Annotated in this window: 11 protein-coding genes; 2 read left to right on the top strand and 9 right to left on the bottom strand. The window is 71.4% G+C overall.

The window, feature by feature from the left end; translation table 11 throughout:
• Window positions 1-69 precede the first annotated feature (69 nt).
• Window positions 70-2,292 (top strand): HelD family protein, encoded by a 2,223-nt coding sequence (locus tag ACFWJX_RS06500; RefSeq protein WP_383237743.1) that lies wholly within the window; start codon window positions 70-72, stop codon window positions 2,290-2,292.
• Window positions 2,293-2,307: 15 nt separating this feature from the next.
• Here ACFWJX_RS06500 and glgB read toward each other — a convergent pair whose 3' ends face one another.
• From glgB to ACFWJX_RS06525, 5 genes are all read right to left on the bottom strand, one after another.
• Complete coding sequence (glgB, locus tag ACFWJX_RS06505) at window positions 2,308-4,869, bottom strand: 1,4-alpha-glucan branching enzyme (protein WP_383237746.1); 2,562 nt, start codon at window positions 4,867-4,869, stop codon at window positions 2,308-2,310.
• 13 nt (window positions 4,870-4,882) lie between these two features.
• A complete protein-coding gene (locus tag ACFWJX_RS06510; protein WP_383237749.1) occupies window positions 4,883-6,262 on the bottom strand; it encodes a phosphotransferase in 1,380 nt (459 codons plus the stop codon).
• Window positions 6,263-6,348: 86 nt separating this feature from the next.
• Window positions 6,349-8,049 carry a maltose alpha-D-glucosyltransferase gene (gene treS, locus ACFWJX_RS06515; protein ID WP_383237752.1) on the bottom strand — a complete coding sequence of 567 codons (1,701 nt, stop codon included), beginning with the start codon at window positions 8,047-8,049 and terminating at the stop codon, window positions 6,349-6,351.
• Window positions 8,046-10,193 carry a maltotransferase domain-containing protein gene (locus ACFWJX_RS06520; RefSeq protein WP_383237755.1) on the bottom strand — a complete coding sequence of 716 codons (2,148 nt, stop codon included), beginning with the start codon at window positions 10,191-10,193 and terminating at the stop codon, window positions 8,046-8,048. Before ACFWJX_RS06520 ends, treS begins: the two co-directional genes overlap by 4 nt.
• Before the next feature lie 356 nt (window positions 10,194-10,549).
• Window positions 10,550-11,836: a S8 family peptidase gene (locus ACFWJX_RS06525; protein WP_383237758.1), complete on the bottom strand. Its 1,287-nt coding sequence runs from the start codon at window positions 11,834-11,836 to the stop codon at window positions 10,550-10,552.
• 337 nt (window positions 11,837-12,173) lie between these two features.
• Between ACFWJX_RS06525 and ACFWJX_RS06530 the strand changes: the two genes are divergently transcribed.
• Window positions 12,174-14,792, top strand: a complete 2,619-nt coding sequence (locus ACFWJX_RS06530) for a glycosyltransferase family 1 protein (RefSeq protein ID WP_383237761.1) — start codon at window positions 12,174-12,176, stop codon at window positions 14,790-14,792.
• Window positions 14,793-15,189: 397 nt separating this feature from the next.
• Here ACFWJX_RS06530 and ACFWJX_RS06535 read toward each other — a convergent pair whose 3' ends face one another.
• The 4 genes from ACFWJX_RS06535 to ACFWJX_RS06550 all read right to left on the bottom strand — a co-directional run bounded on the left by ACFWJX_RS06535 (window position 15,190) and on the right by ACFWJX_RS06550 (window position 20,108).
• Complete coding sequence (locus ACFWJX_RS06535; protein WP_383237764.1) at window positions 15,190-15,426, bottom strand: type II toxin-antitoxin system VapB family antitoxin; 237 nt, start codon at window positions 15,424-15,426, stop codon at window positions 15,190-15,192.
• Between the two features lie 56 nt (window positions 15,427-15,482).
• Window positions 15,483-16,001, bottom strand: a complete 519-nt coding sequence (locus ACFWJX_RS06540) for a DUF1990 domain-containing protein (RefSeq protein WP_383237766.1) — start codon at window positions 15,999-16,001, stop codon at window positions 15,483-15,485.
• Window positions 16,002-16,070: 69 nt separating this feature from the next.
• A complete protein-coding gene (locus ACFWJX_RS06545) occupies window positions 16,071-17,735 on the bottom strand; it encodes a M4 family metallopeptidase (RefSeq protein WP_383237768.1) in 1,665 nt (554 codons plus the stop codon).
• Between the two features lie 321 nt (window positions 17,736-18,056).
• On the bottom strand, window positions 18,057-20,108 hold the full coding sequence (locus tag ACFWJX_RS06550) for a M4 family metallopeptidase (RefSeq protein ID WP_383237770.1): 2,052 nt from the start codon (window positions 20,106-20,108) through the stop codon (window positions 18,057-18,059).
• Between the last annotated feature and the right edge of the window lie 200 nt (window positions 20,109-20,308).

A 20,308-nucleotide genomic window follows, 5' to 3' on the forward strand; every position in this document is an offset into this window, starting at 1 on the left:
CGGGCGGGAGCGGCATTGTCAAACATCGACGCAGGCACCGATGTAAGTAACGAATTCACCGACGGTGAAATGCGCGGTGAACAGGAATTCATCGACGGGCTGTACGCGCGCGTGGACGCGCTGCGCGGTGTCACCGAGGCCGCCGTCACCGACGCGCTCGCCCAGGGCAACACCCCCATGCAGGCCCGCCTGGAACGGGACATCCTCGTCGCCGAACGCTCCGGGCTGCTCGCCGCGCTGAACGCCGTGGACGGCTCGCTCTGCTTCGGCCGGATCGACCTGTCCTCCGGCGCCAGCCACCACATCGGCCGGATCGGCCTGCGCCGGGACGACCCCGACCGCACCCCGGTCCTCGTCGACTGGCGGGCCGACATCGCCCGCCCCTTCTACCTGGCCACCGGCCACACCACGATGGGCCTGCGCCGCCGCCGGCACATCTCCACCGACGGCCGCCGGGTCACCGCCCTGCACGACGAGTTCCTCGACCTCGGCGACGCCACCCGCACCGGCCACGAGGACCCCGCCGGTGACGCCGTCCTGCTCGCCGCGCTCAACTCCGCCCGCACCGGCCGCATGCACGACATCGTGCAGACCATCCAGGCCGAGCAGGACGAGATCATCCGCGCACCCCACCGCGGGGTGCTGGTCGTCGAGGGCGGCCCCGGCACCGGCAAGACGGCCGTCGCCCTGCACCGCGCCGCCTACCTCCTCTACGAGCACCGCGAACTGCTCGCCAAGCGGGCCGTCCTCATCGTCGGCCCCAACCCCGCCTTCCTCGGCTACATCGGCGAGGTGCTCCCCTCCCTCGGCGAGACCGGCGTACTCCTCGCGACGGTCGGCGAGCTGTACCCGGGCGTGAAGGCGACGGCCGCGGACACCCCCGAGGCGGCCGCCGTGAAGGGCCGCGCCGACATGGCCGACGTCCTCGCCGCCGTCGTACGCGACCGGCAGGCGCTGCCCGACCCCGTGATCGCGATCGAGCACGACCGCGAGGTGCTGATGCTCGACGAGGGGCTGGTCGGCGTCGCCCGCGAGCGGACCCGGGCCGCGAAGCTGCCGCACAACGCCGCCCGCGAGCACTTCGAGGGCCACATCCTCAACACCCTCACCGAGCTGTACGCCGAACGCGTCGGCACCGACCCCTACGACGGCTCCAGCCTCCTCGACCCCAGCGACGTCACCCAGATCCGCGACGAGCTGGCCGAGAACCCCGAGGTGTGGGCGGCCGTCGACCAGTTGTGGCCGGTGCTCACCCCGCAGCGGGTGGTCGCCGACCTCCTCGCCGACCCCGAGGGGTACGTCCATGAGGAGGACGCGGCCGCCATCCGCCGCCCGGTGACCCGGGCCTGGACGGTCGCGGACGTCCCGCTGCTCGACGAGGCCGCCGAACTCCTCGGCGAGGACGACCGGTCGGCACGGGAGCGCGCCGACCGCGAACGGGAACGGCAGGTCGCCTACGCCCAGGGCGTGCTGGACGTCTCCTACGCCTCCCGGACGTACGAGTTCGACGACAAGGAGGACGAGGACTCGGAAGTCCTGTCGGCCCACGACATCATCGACGCCGAACGCTTCGCCGAACGCCACGAGGAGGACGACCACCGCAGCGCCGCCGAGCGCGCGGCGGCCGACCGGACCTGGGCGTTCGGGCACATCATCGTCGACGAGGCGCAGGAGCTGTCGCCGATGGCGTGGCGGCTGCTGATGCGGCGCAGCCCGACCCGCTCCATGACGCTCGTCGGCGATCCGGCGCAGACCGCGGAGGCGGCGGGCGTCGGCTCCTGGTCGGGCATCCTCGACCCGTACGTCGGGGACCGCTGGGAGCACACCAGGCTGGGCGTCAACTACCGCACCCCCGCCGAGATCATGGACGTCGCGGCGGCCGTCGTCCGCGCCGAGGAGCCCGACTTCGTGCCGCCGAGTTCGGTACGGTCCACCGGCGTACGCCCCTGGGTGCGCGCCGTCGACGACCTGCCGGGCGCGGTCGCCGAGGCGGTGGACGAACTGACCCCCGCCGAGGGCCGGCTGGCGGTGATCGCCCCCCGCGACCTGCACCGGCGCCTCGCGGCCCGCCTCGACGGAGTCACCGCGGACGCCGACCCCGACCTCACCCACCAGGTCGTCCTCCTGGACCCCCGCCAGTCAAAGGGCCTGGAATTCGACTCGGTCCTGGTGGTGGAACCGTCCCGCTACGGCACGAGCGACCTGTACGTCGCCCTGACCCGGGCCACCCAACGCCTGGGAGTCCTCCACACGGGGAACCTGCCGGGGCCGCTGGCGGAGACCCTCGGGTAGCCCGGCGCCCGGGGGCTACGCCGGCCGCAGCCACACCGTCGACAGCGGGGGCAGCGTCAGGCGGACGGACGCCGGGTGGCCGTGCCAGGGCTGGGGTTCGGGTTTCACCGGGTCGGGGTGGAACACGTCGCTGCCCCCGTACCGCCCGGCGTCCGTGTTGAGGACCTCGTACCACGCGGGTACGTCGTCCGGCACGCCCAGCCGGTAGTCGTGGCGGACGACGGGGGAGAAGTGGGACACCGCCAGCAGGGGCGTACCGTCCGCGTCGCGGCGCAGGAAGGCGAGGACGTTGTCGTCGGCGGCGTCACCCACCACCCACTCGAAGCCGTCGGCGGAGGTGTCCCGCTCCCACAGCGCCGGCGTCGAGCGGTAGACGGAGTTCAGGTCACGGACCAGCTCCCGCACGCCCCGGTGATCGGCCTCCGCCCCGTACGCGGGGTCGAGCAGCCACCAGTCGGGCCCGTGCTCCTCCGACCACTCCGCCCCCTGCGCGAACTCCTGCCCCATGAAGAGGAGTTGCTTGCCGGGATGGGCCCACATGTACGCCAGGTAGGCCCGGAGACTCGCGCGCTGCTGCCACCAGTCGCCCGGCATCTTCGACACGAGCGACTTCTTGCCGTGCACGACTTCGTCGTGCGAGATGGGCAGGACGTAGTTCTCGCTGTAGGCGTACACCATGGAGAAGGTCATCTCGCCGTGGTGGTACTTGCGGTACACGGGTTCGTGGCTCATGTACTGGAGCGAGTCGTGCATCCACCCCATGTTCCACTTCAGTCCGAAGCCGAGCCCGCCGAAGCCGCTCGGCCCCCGGTGGTGCGTGGCGCGCGTGACGCCGTCCCAGGCCGTGGACTCCTCCGCGATGGTCACGACGCCGGGGACGCGCCGGTACACGGTGGCGTTCATCTCCTGGAGGAAGGCCACCGCGTCCGGATTCTCCCGGCCGCCGTGCTCGTTGGGCGTCCACTGGCCGGGCTCGCGCGAGTAGTCGAGGTAGAGCATGGAGGCGACGGCGTCCACCCGGAGCCCGTCGATGTGGAACTCCTCGCACCAGTAGACCGCGTTGGCGACGAGGAAGTTGCGCACCTCGCGCCGCCCGTAGTCGAACTCCAGCGTCCCCCAGTCGGGATGCGCGGCCCGCAGCGGGTCCTCGTGCTCGTAGAGGGTCCGCCCGTCGAACTCGGCCAGCGCCCAGTCGTCCCGCGGGAAGTGCGCCGGCACCCAGTCCATGAGGACGCCGATGCCCGCCCGGTGCAGCGCGTCCACGAGGAACCGGAAGTCGTCGGGCGTGCCGAGCCGGGCCGTGGGCGCGTAGAAGCCGGTGACCTGGTAGCCCCAGGAGCCGCCGAAGGGATGCTCGGCGATCGGCATCAGCTCGACGTGCGTGAAGCCCAGCTCCCTGACGTACGCGGGGAGCTGCTCGGCGAGTTGGCGGTACGTCAGACCCGGTCGCCAGGACGGGAGATGGACCTCGTAGATCGAGAGCGGTGCCTCGTGGGCCGGACGTTCCCCGCGACGCGCCAGCCACTCCTCGTCGCCCCACTCGTAGTGCGAGGACTCGACCACCGACGAGGTGGCCGGCGGGGTCTCCGTACGGCGGGCCATCGGGTCGGCGCGCTGGGTGCGGGAACCGTCGGGCCGGGTGATGTCGAACTTGTACAGCTCACCCTCGCCGATCCCCGGCACGAACAGCTCCCACACCCCGGACGAGCCCAGCGCCCGCATCGGATACCCGATGCCGTCCCAGAAGTTGAAGGTGCCCGCGAGCCGCACCGCGCGCGCGTTGGGCGCCCACACGCAGAAGCGGGTGCCGCTCACACCCTGGTGGGTCATGGGGTGCGCGCCGAGCACCGTCCACAGTTCCTCGTGCCGGCCCTCGCCTATCAGGTGCAGGTCCAGATCGCCCAGCGTGGGCAGGAAGCGGTACGGGTCCTCGGTCTCCTGGACCGCCCCCTCGTAGGCGATGACGAGACGGTAGGCCGGGACCTCCCGCAGAGGGAGCAGGCCGGAGAAGAAGCCGTCGCCGTCGTCGTGCAGCCCGGCCCGCAGATCGCCCGTGACGACGGTGACCGAGAGGGCGTAGGGGCGGAAGGCGCGGAAGACGATGCCGCCGGGCACCGGGTGCGCGCCGAGCACGGCGTGCGGCTGGTGATGGGTGCCATGCAGCAGCCGCTCACGGTCGACGGCGTCCAGCGCGGGGGAGAGGGCGACTTCCAGAGGCTCGGCCGAGGGCTCGACGGCGGGCTCGTGGGCGCGCTCGACGGGGGCCTTCTTCGCGGTGCTGCCGCGGGGGGCGGCCTTCGGCGTGACCGCTTTCTTCGCCACGGTCTTCTTGGCCGCGGTCGCCTTCTTCGCCGCCGCCTTCTTCGTCACGGCCTTCGCCGTGACGGCCTTCTTGGCGGCGGCCTTCCCGGCAGCCGCTGTCTTCTTGCCCGCCGCCTTCTTGGCCGTCGCCGTCTTGGCCACCGTCTTCTTGGCCGCGGCCTTCTCGGCCGGGACCTTCTTCGGGTCCTTCGAGGCCTTGGGGGCCTTCGGGTCCCTCGGGTCGGAACCGTGGGGGGACGGGGGGCTGGGAGTCACGGGCGAAGCCTCCTCAGGACGAGTCGGATGCGGCGAGCCGACGTATCGCGGTCAGCGGGACGGAGAGCCAGTCGGGGCGGTGCCGGGCCTCGTAGACGACCTCGTAGACCGCCTTGTCCGTCTCGTAGGCCCGCAGCAGTACGGGATCGGTGCGTGGGTCCGTGCCGGACGCCTCGGCGTAGCCGGAGCAGTACGCGGCCCGGCAGACCTCGGCCCATCCGGGCGCCGGCGGGTCGGTGGAGAGGGCGGCGTAGTCGAAGGAGCGCAGCATGCCCGCCACGTCCCGGACGGCCGGCTGGGGCATCCTGCGTTCGGCGAGCGGACGGGCCGGTTCGCCCTCGAAGTCGATCAGCGCCCACTCTCCGGAGGGTGCGCGCAGGCACTGCCCGAGGTGCAGGTCGCCGTGGACGCGCTGGGCGGTCCAGGTACGGCCCTCGGCCGCGAGGTCGGCCAGTGCCGAGAAGGCGGTGCGCAGGCCGGGTGCGTACGGGCGCAGGGCGGGAACCGCCTGGGCGGCCGCGTCGAGCCGCTCGGTCATGCCGTCGACGAGCGGTCCGAGCTGGGCGTGGCCGAGGGTCGCGGTGGGCAGCGCGCGGGCCAGTGCCGTGTGCACCTCGGCGGTGGCCCGGCCCAGCGCCCGCGCCTCGGCGCCGAAGTCCTGGCCCTTGGCCAGTTCCCGCAGCGCCAGCTCCCAGCCGTCCGTCGCGCCCTGCACATACGGCTGGAGCACACCGAGCACGTACGACTCGCCGGCGCCGTCGTCCAGGTCCGCGTGCAGCCATGCCGTCGGCGCGGGCACCCGGGAGGAGCCCTCGCGGGCCAGCGCCAGCGGCAGTTCCAGGTCGGGGTTGACGCCGGGGACGACCCGGCGCAACAGCTTCAGAATGAACGTATCTCCAAAGACGACCGACGAGTTCGACTGCTCGGCGGTCAGCCGGCGTGGCACCAGGCCGGCGCGTATCTCCTGTCCGGGGTCCCGTTCGCAGCGCAGGACGCCGATCCGGGCCTCGGTGCGCAGTGCCTCCAGGAGGACCTCGGCGGGCCGGGTGTCGTACAGGGCGTCGTAGACGGTCCGGCCGCCGAGCGGTCCGTCCGGCACATGCCCGATCATCGCGGGCGCCAGCCGGGGCGGCAGCGCCTCGCGCGCGCCGATCAGGAGCTGGTAGCAGTCGCCGGGTACGGCGCCCTGGTGGGCGCGGACCAGCAGGTGGTAGAGGCCCAGCCTGGACGCGGCGGGCAGCAGCTCGGTGCCCGCCACCAGCGAGAATCCCGTGACCGGACTCCCCTTGCCGGCGAACCAGCGCTGCCGTGGCAGCCACTCCCGCAGCAGGGGGGCCAGCGACGTGAGGAGGCCGGGACTGGTCGTGCCGGAGAGTGTGACCGTTTCCGCCATGGCGTCACGTCCTTTCCCCGAGGGGGGCGGGGTGTTACTGATGCGTGCCCCGGGCGGGGCGGGAGAAACCGCCCCGCCCCGGGCTTCTAGACCGTCTCCCTGCGCAACCGGAACCAGTAGAAGCCGTGCCCCCCGAGGGTCAGCAGGTACGGCAGGTCACCGACGGCCGGGAAGCGGACGCCGCCGAACAGCTCGACGGGGTGGCGGCCGCCGAACCGGCTCAGGTCCAGCTCGGTGGGCTGGGCGAAGCGGGAGAAGTTGTGGACGCACAGGACCAGGTCGTCCTCGTACTCGCGCAGGAAGGCGAGGACGGCCGGGTTGGAGGACGGCAGTTCGGTGTAGGTGCCGAGGCCGAAGGCGGGGTTCTGCTTGCGGATCTCGATCATGCGGCGGGTCCAGTGCAGCAGCGAGGAGGGCGACGCCATGGACGCCTCGACGTTGGTGACCTGGTAGCCGTGGACCGGGTCCATGATGGTCGGCAGAAAGAGCCGACCGGGGTCGCAGGACGAGAAGCCCGCGTTGCGGTCCGGTGTCCACTGCATGGGGGTGCGCACCGCGTCGCGGTCGCCGAGCCAGATGTTGTCGCCCATGCCGATCTCGTCGCCGTAGTACAGGATCGGCGAGCCGGGCAGCGACAGCAGCAGCGCGGTGAAGAGTTCGATCTGGTTGCGGTCGTTGTCCAGGAGGGGCGCGAGCCGGCGGCGGATGCCGATGTTGGCGCGCATGCGCGGGTCCTTGGCGTACTCCGCGTACATGTAGTCGCGCTCTTCGTCGGTGACCATCTCGAGGGTCAGCTCGTCGTGGTTGCGCAGGAAGATGCCCCACTGACAGCCGGAGGGGATCGCCGGGGTCTTGGCGAGGATCTCCGACACCGGGTAGCGGGACTCGCGGCGGACCGCCATGAAGATGCGGGGCATGACGGGGAAGTGGAACGCCATGTGGCATTCGTCGCCGCCGGAGGCGTAGTCGCCGAAGTAGTCGACGACGTCCTCGGGCCACTGGTTGGCCTCGGCCAGGATCACCGTGTCCGGGTACTGGGCGTCGATCTCCTTGCGGACCCGCCTCAGGAACTCGTGCGTCGCCGGAAGGTTTTCGCAGTTCGTCCCCTCCTCGGCGTACAGGTAGGGCACCGCGTCGAGACGGAAGCCGTCGATGCCCAGGTCCAGCCAGAACCGCAGCGCGGAGATCATCTCCTCCTGCACGGCCGGGTTCTCGTAGTTGAGGTCGGGCTGGTGGGAGAAGAAGCGGTGGAAGAAGTACTGCTTGCGCACCGGGTCGAAGGTCCAGTTGGAGACCTCGGTGTCGACGAAGATGATCCGCGCGTCCGCGTACTGTTTGTCGTCGTCGGCCCACATGTAGTAGTCGCCGTAGGGCCCGTCCGGGTCCTTTCTCGACTCCTGGAACCACGGGTGCTGGTCGCTGGTGTGGTTCATGACGAAGTCGATGATGACGCGCATGCCGCGCTGGTGGGCGGCGTCGACGAACTCCACGAAGTCGGCGAGGTCGCCGAACTCGGGCAGTACGGCGGTGTAGTCGGAGACGTCGTAGCCGCCGTCCTTGAGCGGTGACTTGAAGAAGGGCGGCAGCCACAGGCAGTCGACGCCCAGCCACTGGAGGTAGTCGAGTTTGGCGGTGAGGCCCTTGAGGTCTCCTACGCCGTCGCCGTTGCTGTCCTGGAAGGAGCGGACGAGGACCTCGTAGAAGACGGCTCGTTTGAACCAGTCGGGATCGCGGTCCTTGGCGGGGGTGTCCTCGAAGGTGTCCTGAACGGGCTCGTTGACGATCATCGTGTGGGTGACCCTCCGATCTGCGGGGTGGACGGTCGCAGGACGGTCAGGACGTGCGCGGGCCGGGTGCCCGGTTCGAGGCGCACGTAATTGGCCCTGCCCCAGTAGTAGGTCTCGCCGGTGAGCTCGTCGCGCACCGGCACGGACTCGTGCCGGTCCAGGCCGAGTTGCGGCATGTCCAACGAGACCGTCGCCTCCTGGGTGTGGTGGGGGTCGAGGTTGACGACCACCAGAACCGTGTTCGAACCGCTCCGCTTCGAGTAGACGATCACCGCGTCCTGGTCGGCGTGGTGGAAGTGCAGGTCCCGCAGTTGCCGCAGCGCGGGATGGGCCCGCCGGATCTCGTTGAGCCGCGTGATCAGCGGGGCGATGGTGCGGCCCTCGCGTTCGGCGGCCTCCCAGTCCCGCGGCCTGAGCTGGTACTTCTCCGAGTCGAGGTACTCCTCGCTGCCTTCCTTCACCGGGGTGTTCTCGCACAGCTCGTAGCCGCTGTAGATGCCCCAGCTGGGGGAGAGGGTCGCGGCGAGCACGGCCCGTGCCTCGAAGGCGGGGCGTCCGCCGTGCTGGAGGTAGGCGTGCAGGATGTCGGGGGTGTTGGGGAAGAAGTTCGGCCGCATGTAGGAGGCCGCCTCACCGGACAGCTCCGTCAGGTACTCGGTCAGCTCCTCCTTGGTGTTGCGCCAGGTGAAGTACGTGTACGACTGCTGGAAACCGATCTGCGCGAGGGTGTGCATCATCGCGGGCCGGGTGAACGCCTCGGCCAGGAAGATCACGTCCGGGTCGGTCCGGTTGATCTCCCCGATGACCCGCTCCCAGAACACGACCGCCTTGGTGTGCGGGTTGTCCACCCGGAAGATCCGCACGCCGTACGACATCCAGTGCCGCAGCACCCGCAGCGTCTCGGCGACCAGCCCGTCCATGTCGGCGTCGAAGGCGATGGGGTAGATGTCCTGGTACTTCTTCGGCGGGTTCTCGGCGTACGCGATCGTCCCGTCCGGCCGGTGATGGAACCACTCGGGATGTTTCTGCACCCAGGGGTGGTCGGGCGAGCACTGGAGCGCGAAGTCGAGCGCGATCTCGAGGCCGTGCTCTCTCGCCCGCTGCACGAACCACGCGAAGTCGTCGATCGTGCCGAGATCCGGGTGCACGGCGTCGTGCCCGCCCTCCGGCGAGCCGATCGCCCACGGCACGCCCACGTCCTCGGGTCCGGGGTCGAGGGTGTTGTTGCGGCCCTTGCGGAAGGTCGTACCGATCGGATGGATCGGGGGGAGGTAGACGACGTCGAAGCCCATCGCGGCGATGGCCGGCAGCCGGCGGGCGGCCGTGCGGAACGTGCCGTGCGGACGCTCCGGTGTCCCCTCCGAGCGGGGGAAGAACTCGTACCAGGAGCCGTACAGCGCCCGCTCCCGCTCCACCTGCAGGGGCAGCGTCTCGGACTCGGTGACCAGTTCCCGCACCGGATGGCGGGCCAGCACCGCGTCCACCTCCGGGTCGAGTGCGGCCGCCAGCCGGGAGGCGGCCGGGCGGGCCTCGTCGCGCAGGGCGTCGGCCGCGGCGAGCAGGACGTCCCGCTTCGCCCCGGCGTCCTCCTCCGCCTCGGGGATCCCGGCGGCGGCGCGCTCGTACAGCCGGGCACCCTCCTCCAGGACCAGGCCGGTGTCGATGCCCGCGGGAATCTTGATGCGCGCGTGGTGGCGCCAGGTGCTGACCGGATCGCCCCAGCCCTCGACGGTGTACGTCCAGCGGCCCGGCGCGTCCGGGGTGACGTCGGCGCCCCAGCGGTCGGTGCCGGGGGTCAGCTCGCGCATCGGCGTCCACGGGCCGGGGCGGCCGTCGGGATCGCGCAGGACGACGTTGGCGGCGACGGCGTCGTGGCCCTCGCGGAACACGGTGGCCGATACCTGGAACGTCTCTCCGACGACCGCCTTGGCGGGCCGGCGGCCGCGCTGGACGACCGGCCGGACGTCGAGGACGGGTATGCGCCCCACGGCGGTCCCGGCCCCCGCGGAGGATCGCTCCACGGATGATCGCTTCCCGGAGGATCGCTCCGGGGCGGTCGGTCCGGCGGTGGCGGAACGCTCGGAGGGTGGCGCTGCGGTGCGAGGGGGTGTCGGGGGTGCTGACGAATGGTGCGTGGCGGGCATGACCGCTCCTGTCCGCATCAACGAGGGTGGGCGGATGGATGTGGGGAGGTGGGTCCTGCGACATTCGGGGTGGTTGGTGCCGGGTACTGCGGGGCTTGCCGCGAGCCGGGCGCGCCGGGGCGCGACCCGGCAGGCGTGTGCCGGGGTCGTGCTCGCCGCACGGCGTGCTCTCGTCGTACGGCGTGCTCTGGTCGTACGGGGTCCTGTACCGGAGGAGCCTTCCCACCCTATTCGGGTGAGCAATCCGGCACGTTGTTAACTACTCGCGCGTATGTATTCACAAAGTTCCGGCCTCGCCCACGCGTACGAGAAGCGAGCGCTCGCGACGCGGCGAGGCCGGGTCGGGTGCCCCTCCGCTAGGAGCGGGGGACCCGCAGGAGTTTGTCCGGAGAACCGGGGCCCCGGCCGGACACCTTGCCGTTCGTCGCCCCCGCGACCAGGGCCCGTTCCACGTGTGCGGGCGTGGCCTTCGGACGCGTGGCCAGATACAGCGCGGCCGCGCCCGCCGCGTGCGGCGCCGCCATCGACGTACCGGAGTAGGTCGCGCGCCCCGTGTCGCTCGTGTGCGCCGTCGAGGTGATGGACACTCCGGGGGCGAACAGGTCGAGGGCCGAGCCGTGGTTGGAGTAGGCGGCGCGGGCGTCCCGGCGGTCGGTCGCGCCGACGGTGATCGCCTGTCTGACGTCGGCGGGGGAGGACAGGGCGGCCGCCCGGCCCTCGTTCCCCGCGGCGACGGTGTAGGTGACGCCGGAGCGGATCGACGCGCGGACGGCGGCGTCCAGTTGCGCGCTGTACGGGCCGCCCAGGCTGACGTTGGCGACCGCCGGCTTCTTCGCGTGCCGGGTGACCCAGTCGATGCCGGCGATGACCCGCGCGGTGGTGCCGGCGCCCGCGCCGTCCAGCACGCGGACGGAGACCACCTTCGCCTTCTTGGCGACCCCGGCGCTCGCACCCGCGACGGTCCCGGCGACATGGGTGCCATGGCCGTTGCCGTCCCCGGCGCCGCGGTCGCCGCCCACGAAGTCCCACCCGTACGACGCCCGGCCGCCGAAGTCCCGGTGCGTGATCCGTACGCCGGTGTCGATGACGTACACCGTCACCCCGGCCCCCGCGGAGGCCGGCGCGGTGTAGCCGCCGTCCAGCGGGAGGCCCGCCTGGTCGACGCGGTCGAGGCCCCAGGACGGCGGCCTCTTCTGGGTCCGAGGGCTCTGCCGGGTCGCGCTCTGCCGGGTCCCGGCGGTCTGCGGGGTCGCGCTCGGCTGGGTCCCGGCGCTCTGCGGGGTCGCGTCGAGGGCCACCCGGGTGTCCTGTGCGACCGACACGACCCGCGGGTCGGCCGCGAGCCGCCGTGCCTGTCCCGGGGTCGCCTCGACGGCGAAACCATTGAGGACCGTGCCGTAGGTGTGGCTGATTCTCGCCCCGTACCGTGCGGCGATGCCCCGGCCCGCCGCTGCTGCCCGCACCCCCTCCCTGAGCGTCACGAGATAGCTGCCGTCGACGGTGCCGGGCTGACCGGCGCCGCTTATCGTCCCCTCCGGTGGTGCGGCGTGCGCGGGCGGGGTGATGGCCGAAAACACCACGGTCGTGGCGACCGCGATGAGACCCCCCACCCGGCGCAGACGCCGTGTCCGCGTCCGAGCCATGGTTCGAGTTCCCCTCCTCGACTCGACGCACGACGGCGGTGCCGGGTGCGCCACCCGCAGCCTCTCGTGCGGCGTGAAGTGTCACAAGGTGGCCCGCGGGGGTGGAATCGGCCATAAAGGGGCGCACTGGAGGGCTCTGGGGCGCCGGTCAGGGCATCCCGGCCACCCGGGCGGGGCCATCGGATCGTCCGGCGGGGCGTGGGAAGCCCCGCCGAGGGCCGAAGTACGGGCCCGGCGGCGGCAGCCTCCAGCGAGTCCGGCACCGACGCCGGTACCGTCATCAGAGACGTTGACGCACACTGCCGTGCGCCACTCCATACGCACGCCGAGGTGGAATGTGAAGGCGATCCGTCGATTCACTGTCCGACCCCTTCTCCCCGAACCCCTCCGGCCGCTCAGTGACCTCGCGCGCAATCTGCGCTGGTCATGGCATGCGGAAACCCGTGAACTCTTCCGGTCCGTCGACCCCGAACACTGGGCGGCCGCGGGCGGCGACCCCGTACGGCTGCTGGGCGGCGTACGCGCCGCACGCCTCCAGGAACTGGCCGAGGACCACCGTTTCCTGAGCCGGCTGACCGCCGCGGCCGACGATCTGAACGACTACATGACCGGCGACCGCTGGTACCAGGCGCAGTCCGCCGAGCTGCCCGCCGCCGTCGCCTACTTCTCCCCGGAGTTCGGCGTCACGGCCGCCCTGCCCCAGTACTCCGGCGGCCTCGGCATCCTCGCCGGCGACCACCTGAAGGCGGCCAGCGACCTGGGCGTTCCCCTCATCGGGGTCGGGCTGCTCTACCGGCACGGCTACTTCCGGCAGACCCTCTCCCGCGAGGGCTGGCAGCAGGAGCACTATCCCGTCCTCGACCCCAACGAATTGCCGGTCACCCAGCTGAAGGAGGACGACGGCAGCCCCGCACAGGTCTCCCTCGCCCTCCCCGGCGGAAAACAGCTCCACGCCCGGATCTGGCTGGCCCAGGTCGGCCGCGTCCCGCTGCTGATGCTCGACTCCGACGTCGAGGAGAACGACCTCGGCGAACGCGGGGTGACCGACCGGCTCTACGGCGGCGGCAGCGAACACCGACTCCTCCAGGAGATGCTGCTCGGCATAGGAGGTGTCCGGGCGGTACGCACGTACTGCCGGCTGACCGGGCACGCCCCGCCCGAGGTGTTCCACACCAACGAGGGCCACGCCGGGTTCCTCGGCCTGGAGCGGATCGCCGAGCTGTGCGACGGGGGACTCGACTTCGACTCGGCCCTGGAGGCGGTCCGCGCCGGCACGGTGTTCACCACGCACACCCCCGTCCCGGCGGGCATCGACCGCTTCGACCGCGAACTGGTCGCCCGGCACTTCGGACCCGGCGCCGAACTCCCGCGCATCGACGTGGGCCGGATCCTCAACCTGGGGATGGAGACCTATCCCGGCGGCGAGGCCAACCTCTTCAACATGGCGGTGATGGGCCTGCGCCTCGCCCAGCGCGCCAACGGCGTCTCGCTCCTGCACGGCCAGGTCAGCCGGGAGATGTTCGCCGGCCTGTGGCCCGGCTTCGACGCCGAGGAGGTCCCGATCACCTCCGTCACCAACGGCGTGCACGCCCCCACCTGGGTCGCCCCCGAGGTGCTGCGGCTGGGCGCCCGGCAGATCGGCGGCCAGCGCGCCGAGGACGCGCTCAGCGTCGGCGGCTCCGACCGCTGGGACTCCGTCGCCGACATCGCCGACCAGGACATCTGGGACCTCCGCCGCGACCTGCGCGAACAGCTCGTCATGGAGGTACGGCAGCGGCTGCGCGCCTCCTGGCGGCAGCGCGGCGCGGGCACGGCCGAGCTGGGCTGGATCGACGGCGTCCTCGACCCCGACGTCCTCACCATCGGGTTCGCGCGCCGCGTCCCCTCGTACAAGCGGCTCACGCTGATGCTGCGCGACCGCGACCGTCTGATGGACCTGCTCCTGCATCCCGAGCGGCCCATCCAGATCGTCGTGGCGGGCAAGGCCCACCCGGCGGACGACGGCGGAAAGAGGCTCGTCCAGGAACTGGTCCGCTTCGCGGACGACCCGAGGGTCCGCCACCGCATCGTCTTCCTCCCCGACTACGGCATGGCGATGGCGCAGAAGCTGTACCCCGGCTGCGACATCTGGCTCAACAACCCGCTGCGCCCGCTGGAGGCCTGCGGCACCTCCGGCATGAAGGCGGCGCTCAACGGCTGCCTCAACCTCTCCGTCCTGGACGGCTGGTGGGACGAGTGGTTCCAGCCCGACTTCGGCTGGGCCATCCCCACCGCGGACGGCTCCGGAACCGACGCCGACCACCGCGACGACATCGAGGCGGCGGCACTCTACGACCTGCTCGAACAGCGCGTCACCCCGCGTTTCTACGAGCACGGCCGGAACGGGCTGCCCGACCGCTGGATCGAGATGGTCCGCCAGACCATCACCCTCCTCGGCCCGAAGGTGCTGGCCGGCCGCATGGTCCGCGAGTACGTCGAACGGCTCTACACCCCGGCGGCCCAGGCCCACCGCGCCCTCGACCCCGACGCGGCCCGCGACCTCGCGGCCTGGAAGGCGAAGGTGCGTTCCGCCTGGCACGCCGTCACCGTCGACCACGTCGAGACCTCGGCAGTCACCCCGACCGCCGAACTCGGCACGACGCTCGCCCTCCGCGTCCGCCTGCGCCTCGGCGACCTCACCCCCGACGACGTCGAGGTCCAGGCCGTCTCCGGCCGCGTCGACGCGGAGGACCGCATCACGGACGGCACAGCCGTCCCCCTGAAACCGGTGGGCGGCCCCGACCTGGAGGGCCGCTGGGTCTACGAGGGCCCCCTCTCCCTCGACCGCACGGGCCCGTACGGCTATACCGTCCGCATCCTCCCGGACCACCCGCTGATCGCCTCGAGGGCGGAGTTGGGGCTGGTCGCGGGGCCTTCTGAGGAACTGGCCGAGGGGGCGGGGGTGCTGATGCGGTAGGGGGCGACGTGAGGTGACGACGGGTCCCGCGACGGGTGTGATCGCCGCGGGGCCCGTCCCGTATTGCTTGGATGCATACGGGATCACGGCCACACCCTGGCCCGCCCCGCGCCGCCGACTCCCCGACGACCCGCACGCCCAACGCGCCGCCGTCCCCTCCGCTTCCGCGGAAGCTCCGCACTCTGCTGTCCCGCGCTGCGGTGTTCGCCCTCGGAGGTGAGCTGCTCCTGGACGAAGCGGGCACGTCGGAAGACGTCGTCGGGCACGGGGAATCAGGTCAGCTCGTTTCGGCTCGGTGATGTCGCACAGAGCGATCAGTCCGGCGCCGATGCGACGCTCCCAGGCGCAGCAGCAGGGGTACGCGGGCGAGGGCGGAGGTGCCGACGGAGATGGTCGGTCACGCTCGACGTGTGGCTCCTCCGCCGCGGTACGTGCGCTTGTCGAGAAGGTCTTCGGCGTCCAGGCCGCCGTCCGCCGCCAGATCCTGTAGTTCATGGAGGGCGCGCAAGCGATGGTTGCGTGCCGCTGCTTCGCGCAGGGCGGTGTTGATCGTGTCACGCGTGGTCGTGGTACCGAGTTCCTTGGCGGCTGCTTCCAGGGCTTCGTCGCCGACGTCGATCACCGTACGGCTCATGCCTCTCCTCCGCACGTGCACAGACGTGTGGGTGGGTCGCTGGAACTCCGTCCCGGCTACTCCTTCAGCCCCGCCGTCGCCAGCCCCCGCAACACCGTCCCGCACCTCCGCGCATACGCCTGCTGCAACCCCCGCGTCGCCGGGCCGCCCGCCCGCGCGTACCACTTGGCTCCCCGGCTGAACGCCGAGACCGTCAGCCAGACCGTGCCGTCGCCCGTGCGGTCGACGACGAAGGACTCCTCGCCGGACTCCGGGTGGCCCGCCAGTGTGCCGTACGCCCAGCCCGCCCGCCGGTGTTCCTCCACCGTCCAGACCACGCGGCAGGGGGCCTTGATCAGGCCGGCCAGGGTGACCGTGACGTCCACGTCGGGGGCCGCGCGGTCGGCACTCGCCTCGATGCCGACGCCGAGGGCGCGGTGCATCTCCCAGGTGAGGACGGCCTCGGCGGCGCGTCGGAAGACCTCCTCGCCCTCGCCGAGGCGCGTGCGCACGTGCAGGGCGTGGAAGCCGGGCGGGCAGAAGCCGGGCTCGCGCGTGGCGCCGACGTCCTCGTACGTGAAGTCCGCAACTGACATGGGACCCAAGAGTAGGGCGGCACCCGGAACGCCTTCTTCCCGGGTGCCGCCCCGACGTCAAGCAAGTGGTCAGGCCACGTTGACCGCCGTCCAGGCAGCCGCGACCGCCTTGTACTCCGTGCTGGTGGAGCCGTACAGGGCCGAGGCGGCGCTGAGGGTCGCCGTGCGGGCGCCCGCGTACGTGGTCGTCGACGTCATGTACGACGTCAGCGCCTTGTACCAGATCTGGACCGCCTTGGCGCGGCCGATGCCGGTGACCGTCGAACCGTTGGAGGTGGGGGAGTTGTACGAGACGCCGTTGATGGTCTTGGCGCCGCTGCCCTCGCTCAACAGGTAGAAGAAGTGGTTCGCCGGGCCGGACGAGTAGTGCACGTCCAGGTTCTTCAGCGTGGACGACCAGTAGTCGGCCGACGCGCCGTCCTTGCTCGGCTTGTCCTGGTAGCGCAGCGGGCTGCCGTCGCCGTTGATGTCGATCTTCTCGCCGATGAGGTAGTCACCGGGGTCCGAGGAGTTGGCCGCGTAGAACTCGACCGCCGTGCCGAAGATGTCGGACGTGGCCTCGTTCAGGCCGCCGGACTCGCCCGAGTAGTTCAGGCCCGCCGTGTTGGAGGTCACGCCGTGGGTCATCTCGTGGGCGGCCACGTCGAGCGAGGTCAGCGGGTTGGTGTTGGACTCGCCGTCGCCGTACGTCATGCAGAAGCAGGTGTCCGACCAGAAGGCGTTGACGTACGCGTTGCCGTAGTGGACGCGGGAGTACGCGGCGACGCCGTTGTTCTTGATGCCGTTGCGGCTGAAGGTGTTCTTGTAGAAGTCCCAGGTGGTCTGGGCGCCGTAGGCCGCGTCGACCGCCGCCGTCTGGTCCGAGGTGGAGCTGGAGGCCGCGCCGGTGCCCCAGGCGTCGTCCGCGTCGGTGAACAGCGTGCCCGCCGAACTGGTGGTGCTGCGCGCCTTGTTGTACGTCTTGTGGCCGCCGCGCGAGGTGTCGTACAGCTGGTACGTCGAACCCGACAGGGCGGTGCCGAGGGTGACCGTGCCGGAGTAGAGGCTCTTGCCGGTGCCGGTCTCGATGCCCTGGTACTCGTACAGCTTCGCGCCGGTGGCCGCGTCGGTGATGACGTGCAGCTCGTTGGGGGTGCCGTCCTCCTGGAGGCCGCCGACGACGGTCTCGTAGGCCAGGACCGGCTTGCTGCCGTTGCCCGCCCAGATCACCTTGCGGGGCGCCTGCGAGGCCTCCGTGTCCTCGGAGCCCGCCGCCTTCGCCAGCGACAGCGCCTGGCTCTCGGCCTTGGCGGTGCCGACGGCCGGGGTGGTCGAGGCGACCTTGATGGTGGCCTTCGTCGCCTTGGTGACGCCCTGGTCCGCGCCGGTGGCCGACTCGTGGACGACCAGGTCGCCGCCGAGGACCGGCAGGCCAGCGTACGTGCGCTCGTAGCGCGTGTGGACCGTGCCGTCGGCGTCCTTGACGACGTCCCGGACGACCAGTTGCTCCTGGGTGCCGAGGCCTATCTCCCGCGCGGTGGCGCCGGCGTCGGCCTGCTTGTCCTGGATCAGGGCGGTGCGGACGGCCGGGGCGAGCGCGGTCGGCACGGCGAGGGGCTTGGCGGCCGTCGTGTCGGCGGGGGACTGGGCGGCGGCCGTACCGGAGGTGAGTCCGGTGGTGACGAGGGCCCCGGCCGCGACGGCGGTCGCGATGGCCAGGGTGGTGCGCTTGTGACGCGCGTAGAGGGAGGACACACAAGCTCCTTGGGAGTGGGGGTGCCCGGCCGGTGTGGGGAGACCGGCCGTGACGACTGTGAAGTTGTGCGGCGGGTGACAGGAAGAGTGGCATCCAGGTCGCGTACATGTCAGGACCTCAAAGTGATGTTGGCCGAAAACCGACCGAGCGGTGAATATTGCGGCCATGTGAACGGGCGTGACCTCGGTCAAAGGCCAACACAACCGAGGCAATCGACTGGCAAAAAGAGGACGCCGCCCCGGGAGCCGAAGCTCCGGAGCGGCGTCCTGTTGGTGGGGGGTGGGCCCGTGTGCGGCCCCCTGTCACAGCCTGGCGGCGACCTACGGGAAGGTCAGCTTCCAGCTGTTGATGTAGCCGGTGTCCACGGCGGCGTTGTCCTGGACCCTCAAGTTCCAGACGCCGTTGGCGACTTCGGAGGACGCGTTCACCGTGTAGGTGGTGTTGAGGTTGTCCGCGCTGCCGCCGGTGCCGTACGCCTTCAGCGTGTACACCGTGCCGTCGGGGGCGACCAGCTGCACCCGGAGGTCACCGACGTAGGTGTGGACGATGTCGACCGCCACCGCGAGGTTCGACGGCGCGTTGCCCGTCCGGCCGGAGACGGTGACCGGCGAGTTGACCGCCGCGCCGTTGTCCGGAATCGATACGTCGGTGGTGCTCTCGAAGGAGGTGCCGCCACCGCCGCCGCCACCGGGCCGCGCGCCGACCGCGATGCCCGCCCACGCGTGCTGGACCGCCGTGTACTCGGCGCTCGTCGTGCCGTACAGCTCACCGGCCGCCGCGAGGGTGCCCGTGCGGGCGCCCGCGTAGTTGGTGGTCGAGGTGAACTTCGTGGTCAGCGCGCGGAACCAGATCTTCTCGGCCTTGTCCCGGCCGATGCCGGTCACCGGCAGCCCGTCCGAGGTGGGCGAGTTGTACGAGACACCGTTGATGGTCTTGGTGCCGCTGCCCTCGCTCAGCAGGTAGAAGAAGTGGTTGGCCGGGCCCGAGGAGTAGTGCACGTCGGCGGACCCGATCCCGGAGTACCAGTTGTCGTACGACGAGCCGTCCTTGCTCGGCTTGTCCATGTACCGCAGCGGCGTGCCGTCGCCGTTGATGTTGATCTCCTCGCCGATGAGGTAGTCACCGACGTCGGAGGGGTTGTTGGCGTAGAACTCGACGGTCGCGCCGAAGATGTCGGACGTCGCCTCGTTCAGCCCGCCGGACTCGCCGCTGTAGTTGAGGCCGGCCGTGTTGGAGGTGAGCCCGTGGGTCATCTCGTGCGCGGCCACGTCGATGGACGTCAGCGGGTTGGCGTTGCCGGAGCCGTCGCCGTACGTCATGCAGAAGCAGCTGTCCGACCAGAACGCGTTGACGTAGTTGTTGCCGTAGTGGACGCGGGAGTACGCGCCGACCCCGTCGCCGCGGATGCCGGAACGCCCGTGCACGTTCTTGTAGTAGTCCCAGGTCAGCTGGGCGCCGTAGGCGGCGTCGGCGCCGGCCGACTCCAGGTTCGAGGGGCTGCCGTTGCCCCAGACGTCGTCGGGGCCCGAGAAGAGGGTGCCGGTGCCGGAGGTGCCGCGGTTGAGGTTGTACGTCTTGTGGCTGCCGCGGGTGGCGTCGGTGAGGTTGTACGTCGTCCCGGACTGCGTGCTGCCGATGGTGACCTGACCGCTGTACACCGTGTTGCCGGTGCCGGTCTCGATGGCCTCCCACTCGTACAGCTTGGCGCCGCTGGTGGCGTCCGTGACGACGTGCAGTTCCTGCGGGGTGCCGTCGTGCTGGAACCCGCCCACGACCGTCTCGTAGGCCACGGTCGGCGTGCCGTTCGCGGCCCAGATCACCTTGCGGGGCGCGCGGTTGACGTCGGGGCTCTTGGCGTCCTCCGCCTTCGCGGCCGACAGCGCCTGTGCCTCGGCCTTGGCCGCGGGCACCTTGGCCGTGGTGGTGGCCGGCTTGATGGCGGCGCGGGTGGCCTTGACGACGGACTCGGTCGCACCGGCCGGGGTGGACTCGACGACCAGGTCGCCGCCGAGGACCGGCAGGCCGGCATAGGTGCGCTCGTAGCGGGTGTGGACGGTGCCGTCCGCGTCCTTGAGGACGTCCCGGACGACGAGCGCCTCCTGGGCGCCGAGGCCCAGTTCCTTCGCCGTCTGTGCCTTGTCGGCGTTCGCGTCGCGGATCAGCTCGGCGCGCTGGGCGGGGGTGAGCCGGACCGACTCGGAGCCCGGTATCGCCTGGCCGGCCGCCTGCGGTGCCTTCTCCGGGGCGGCCGTCGCGGCGCCGGACTGCACGGCGGCGGCGATGAGCGCGGACACGCCGACGAGGGCGAAGGCCGCGGCTCTGCGGGAGGGGGTGTGGGAGGTGCGTCTGCGAGGAGAGGAACTGCTGCTCAACACTGACTCCTTCTGCGCGGCCGCGGGTCACGCGGCCGGGGGAGACCGCACGGCGGGTGGGCCGCGCGGGCACAACTAGGGCCGTACGCAGAACGGGTGACGCTGTGGGGTTGCTGTGCAGTAGCAGTGGGAAGAGTGGCAGCCGATAGCGCTGTCTGTCAGGAGCGCGTCAGAAAGTTGGCCGGAAACGGTTCGTTGTC

It is taken from the genome of Streptomyces sp. NPDC058335 (assembly GCF_042723915.1).
GTDB lineage: Bacteria > Actinomycetota > Actinomycetes > Streptomycetales > Streptomycetaceae > Streptomyces.

Excerpts from the sequence above, each read along its gene's own strand:
- ACFWJX_RS06525 (WP_383237758.1), bottom strand. The coding sequence starts at position 11,836 with ATGGCTCGGACGCGGACACGGCGTCTGCGCCGGGTGGGGGGTCTCATC.
- ACFWJX_RS06540 (WP_383237766.1), bottom strand. The coding sequence starts at position 16,001 with ATGTCAGTTGCGGACTTCACGTACGAGGACGTCGGCGCCACGCGCGAG.
- treS (WP_383237752.1), bottom strand. The coding sequence starts at position 8,049 with ATGATCGTCAACGAGCCCGTTCAGGACACCTTCGAGGACACCCCCGCC.
- ACFWJX_RS06520 (WP_383237755.1), bottom strand. The coding sequence starts at position 10,193 with ATGCCCGCCACGCACCATTCGTCAGCACCCCCGACACCCCCTCGCACC.
- ACFWJX_RS06500 (WP_383237743.1), top strand. The coding sequence starts at position 70 with ATGCGCGGTGAACAGGAATTCATCGACGGGCTGTACGCGCGCGTGGAC.
- ACFWJX_RS06510 (WP_383237749.1), bottom strand. The coding sequence starts at position 6,262 with ATGGCGGAAACGGTCACACTCTCCGGCACGACCAGTCCCGGCCTCCTC.
- ACFWJX_RS06535 (WP_383237764.1), bottom strand. The coding sequence starts at position 15,426 with ATGAGCCGTACGGTGATCGACGTCGGCGACGAAGCCCTGGAAGCAGCC.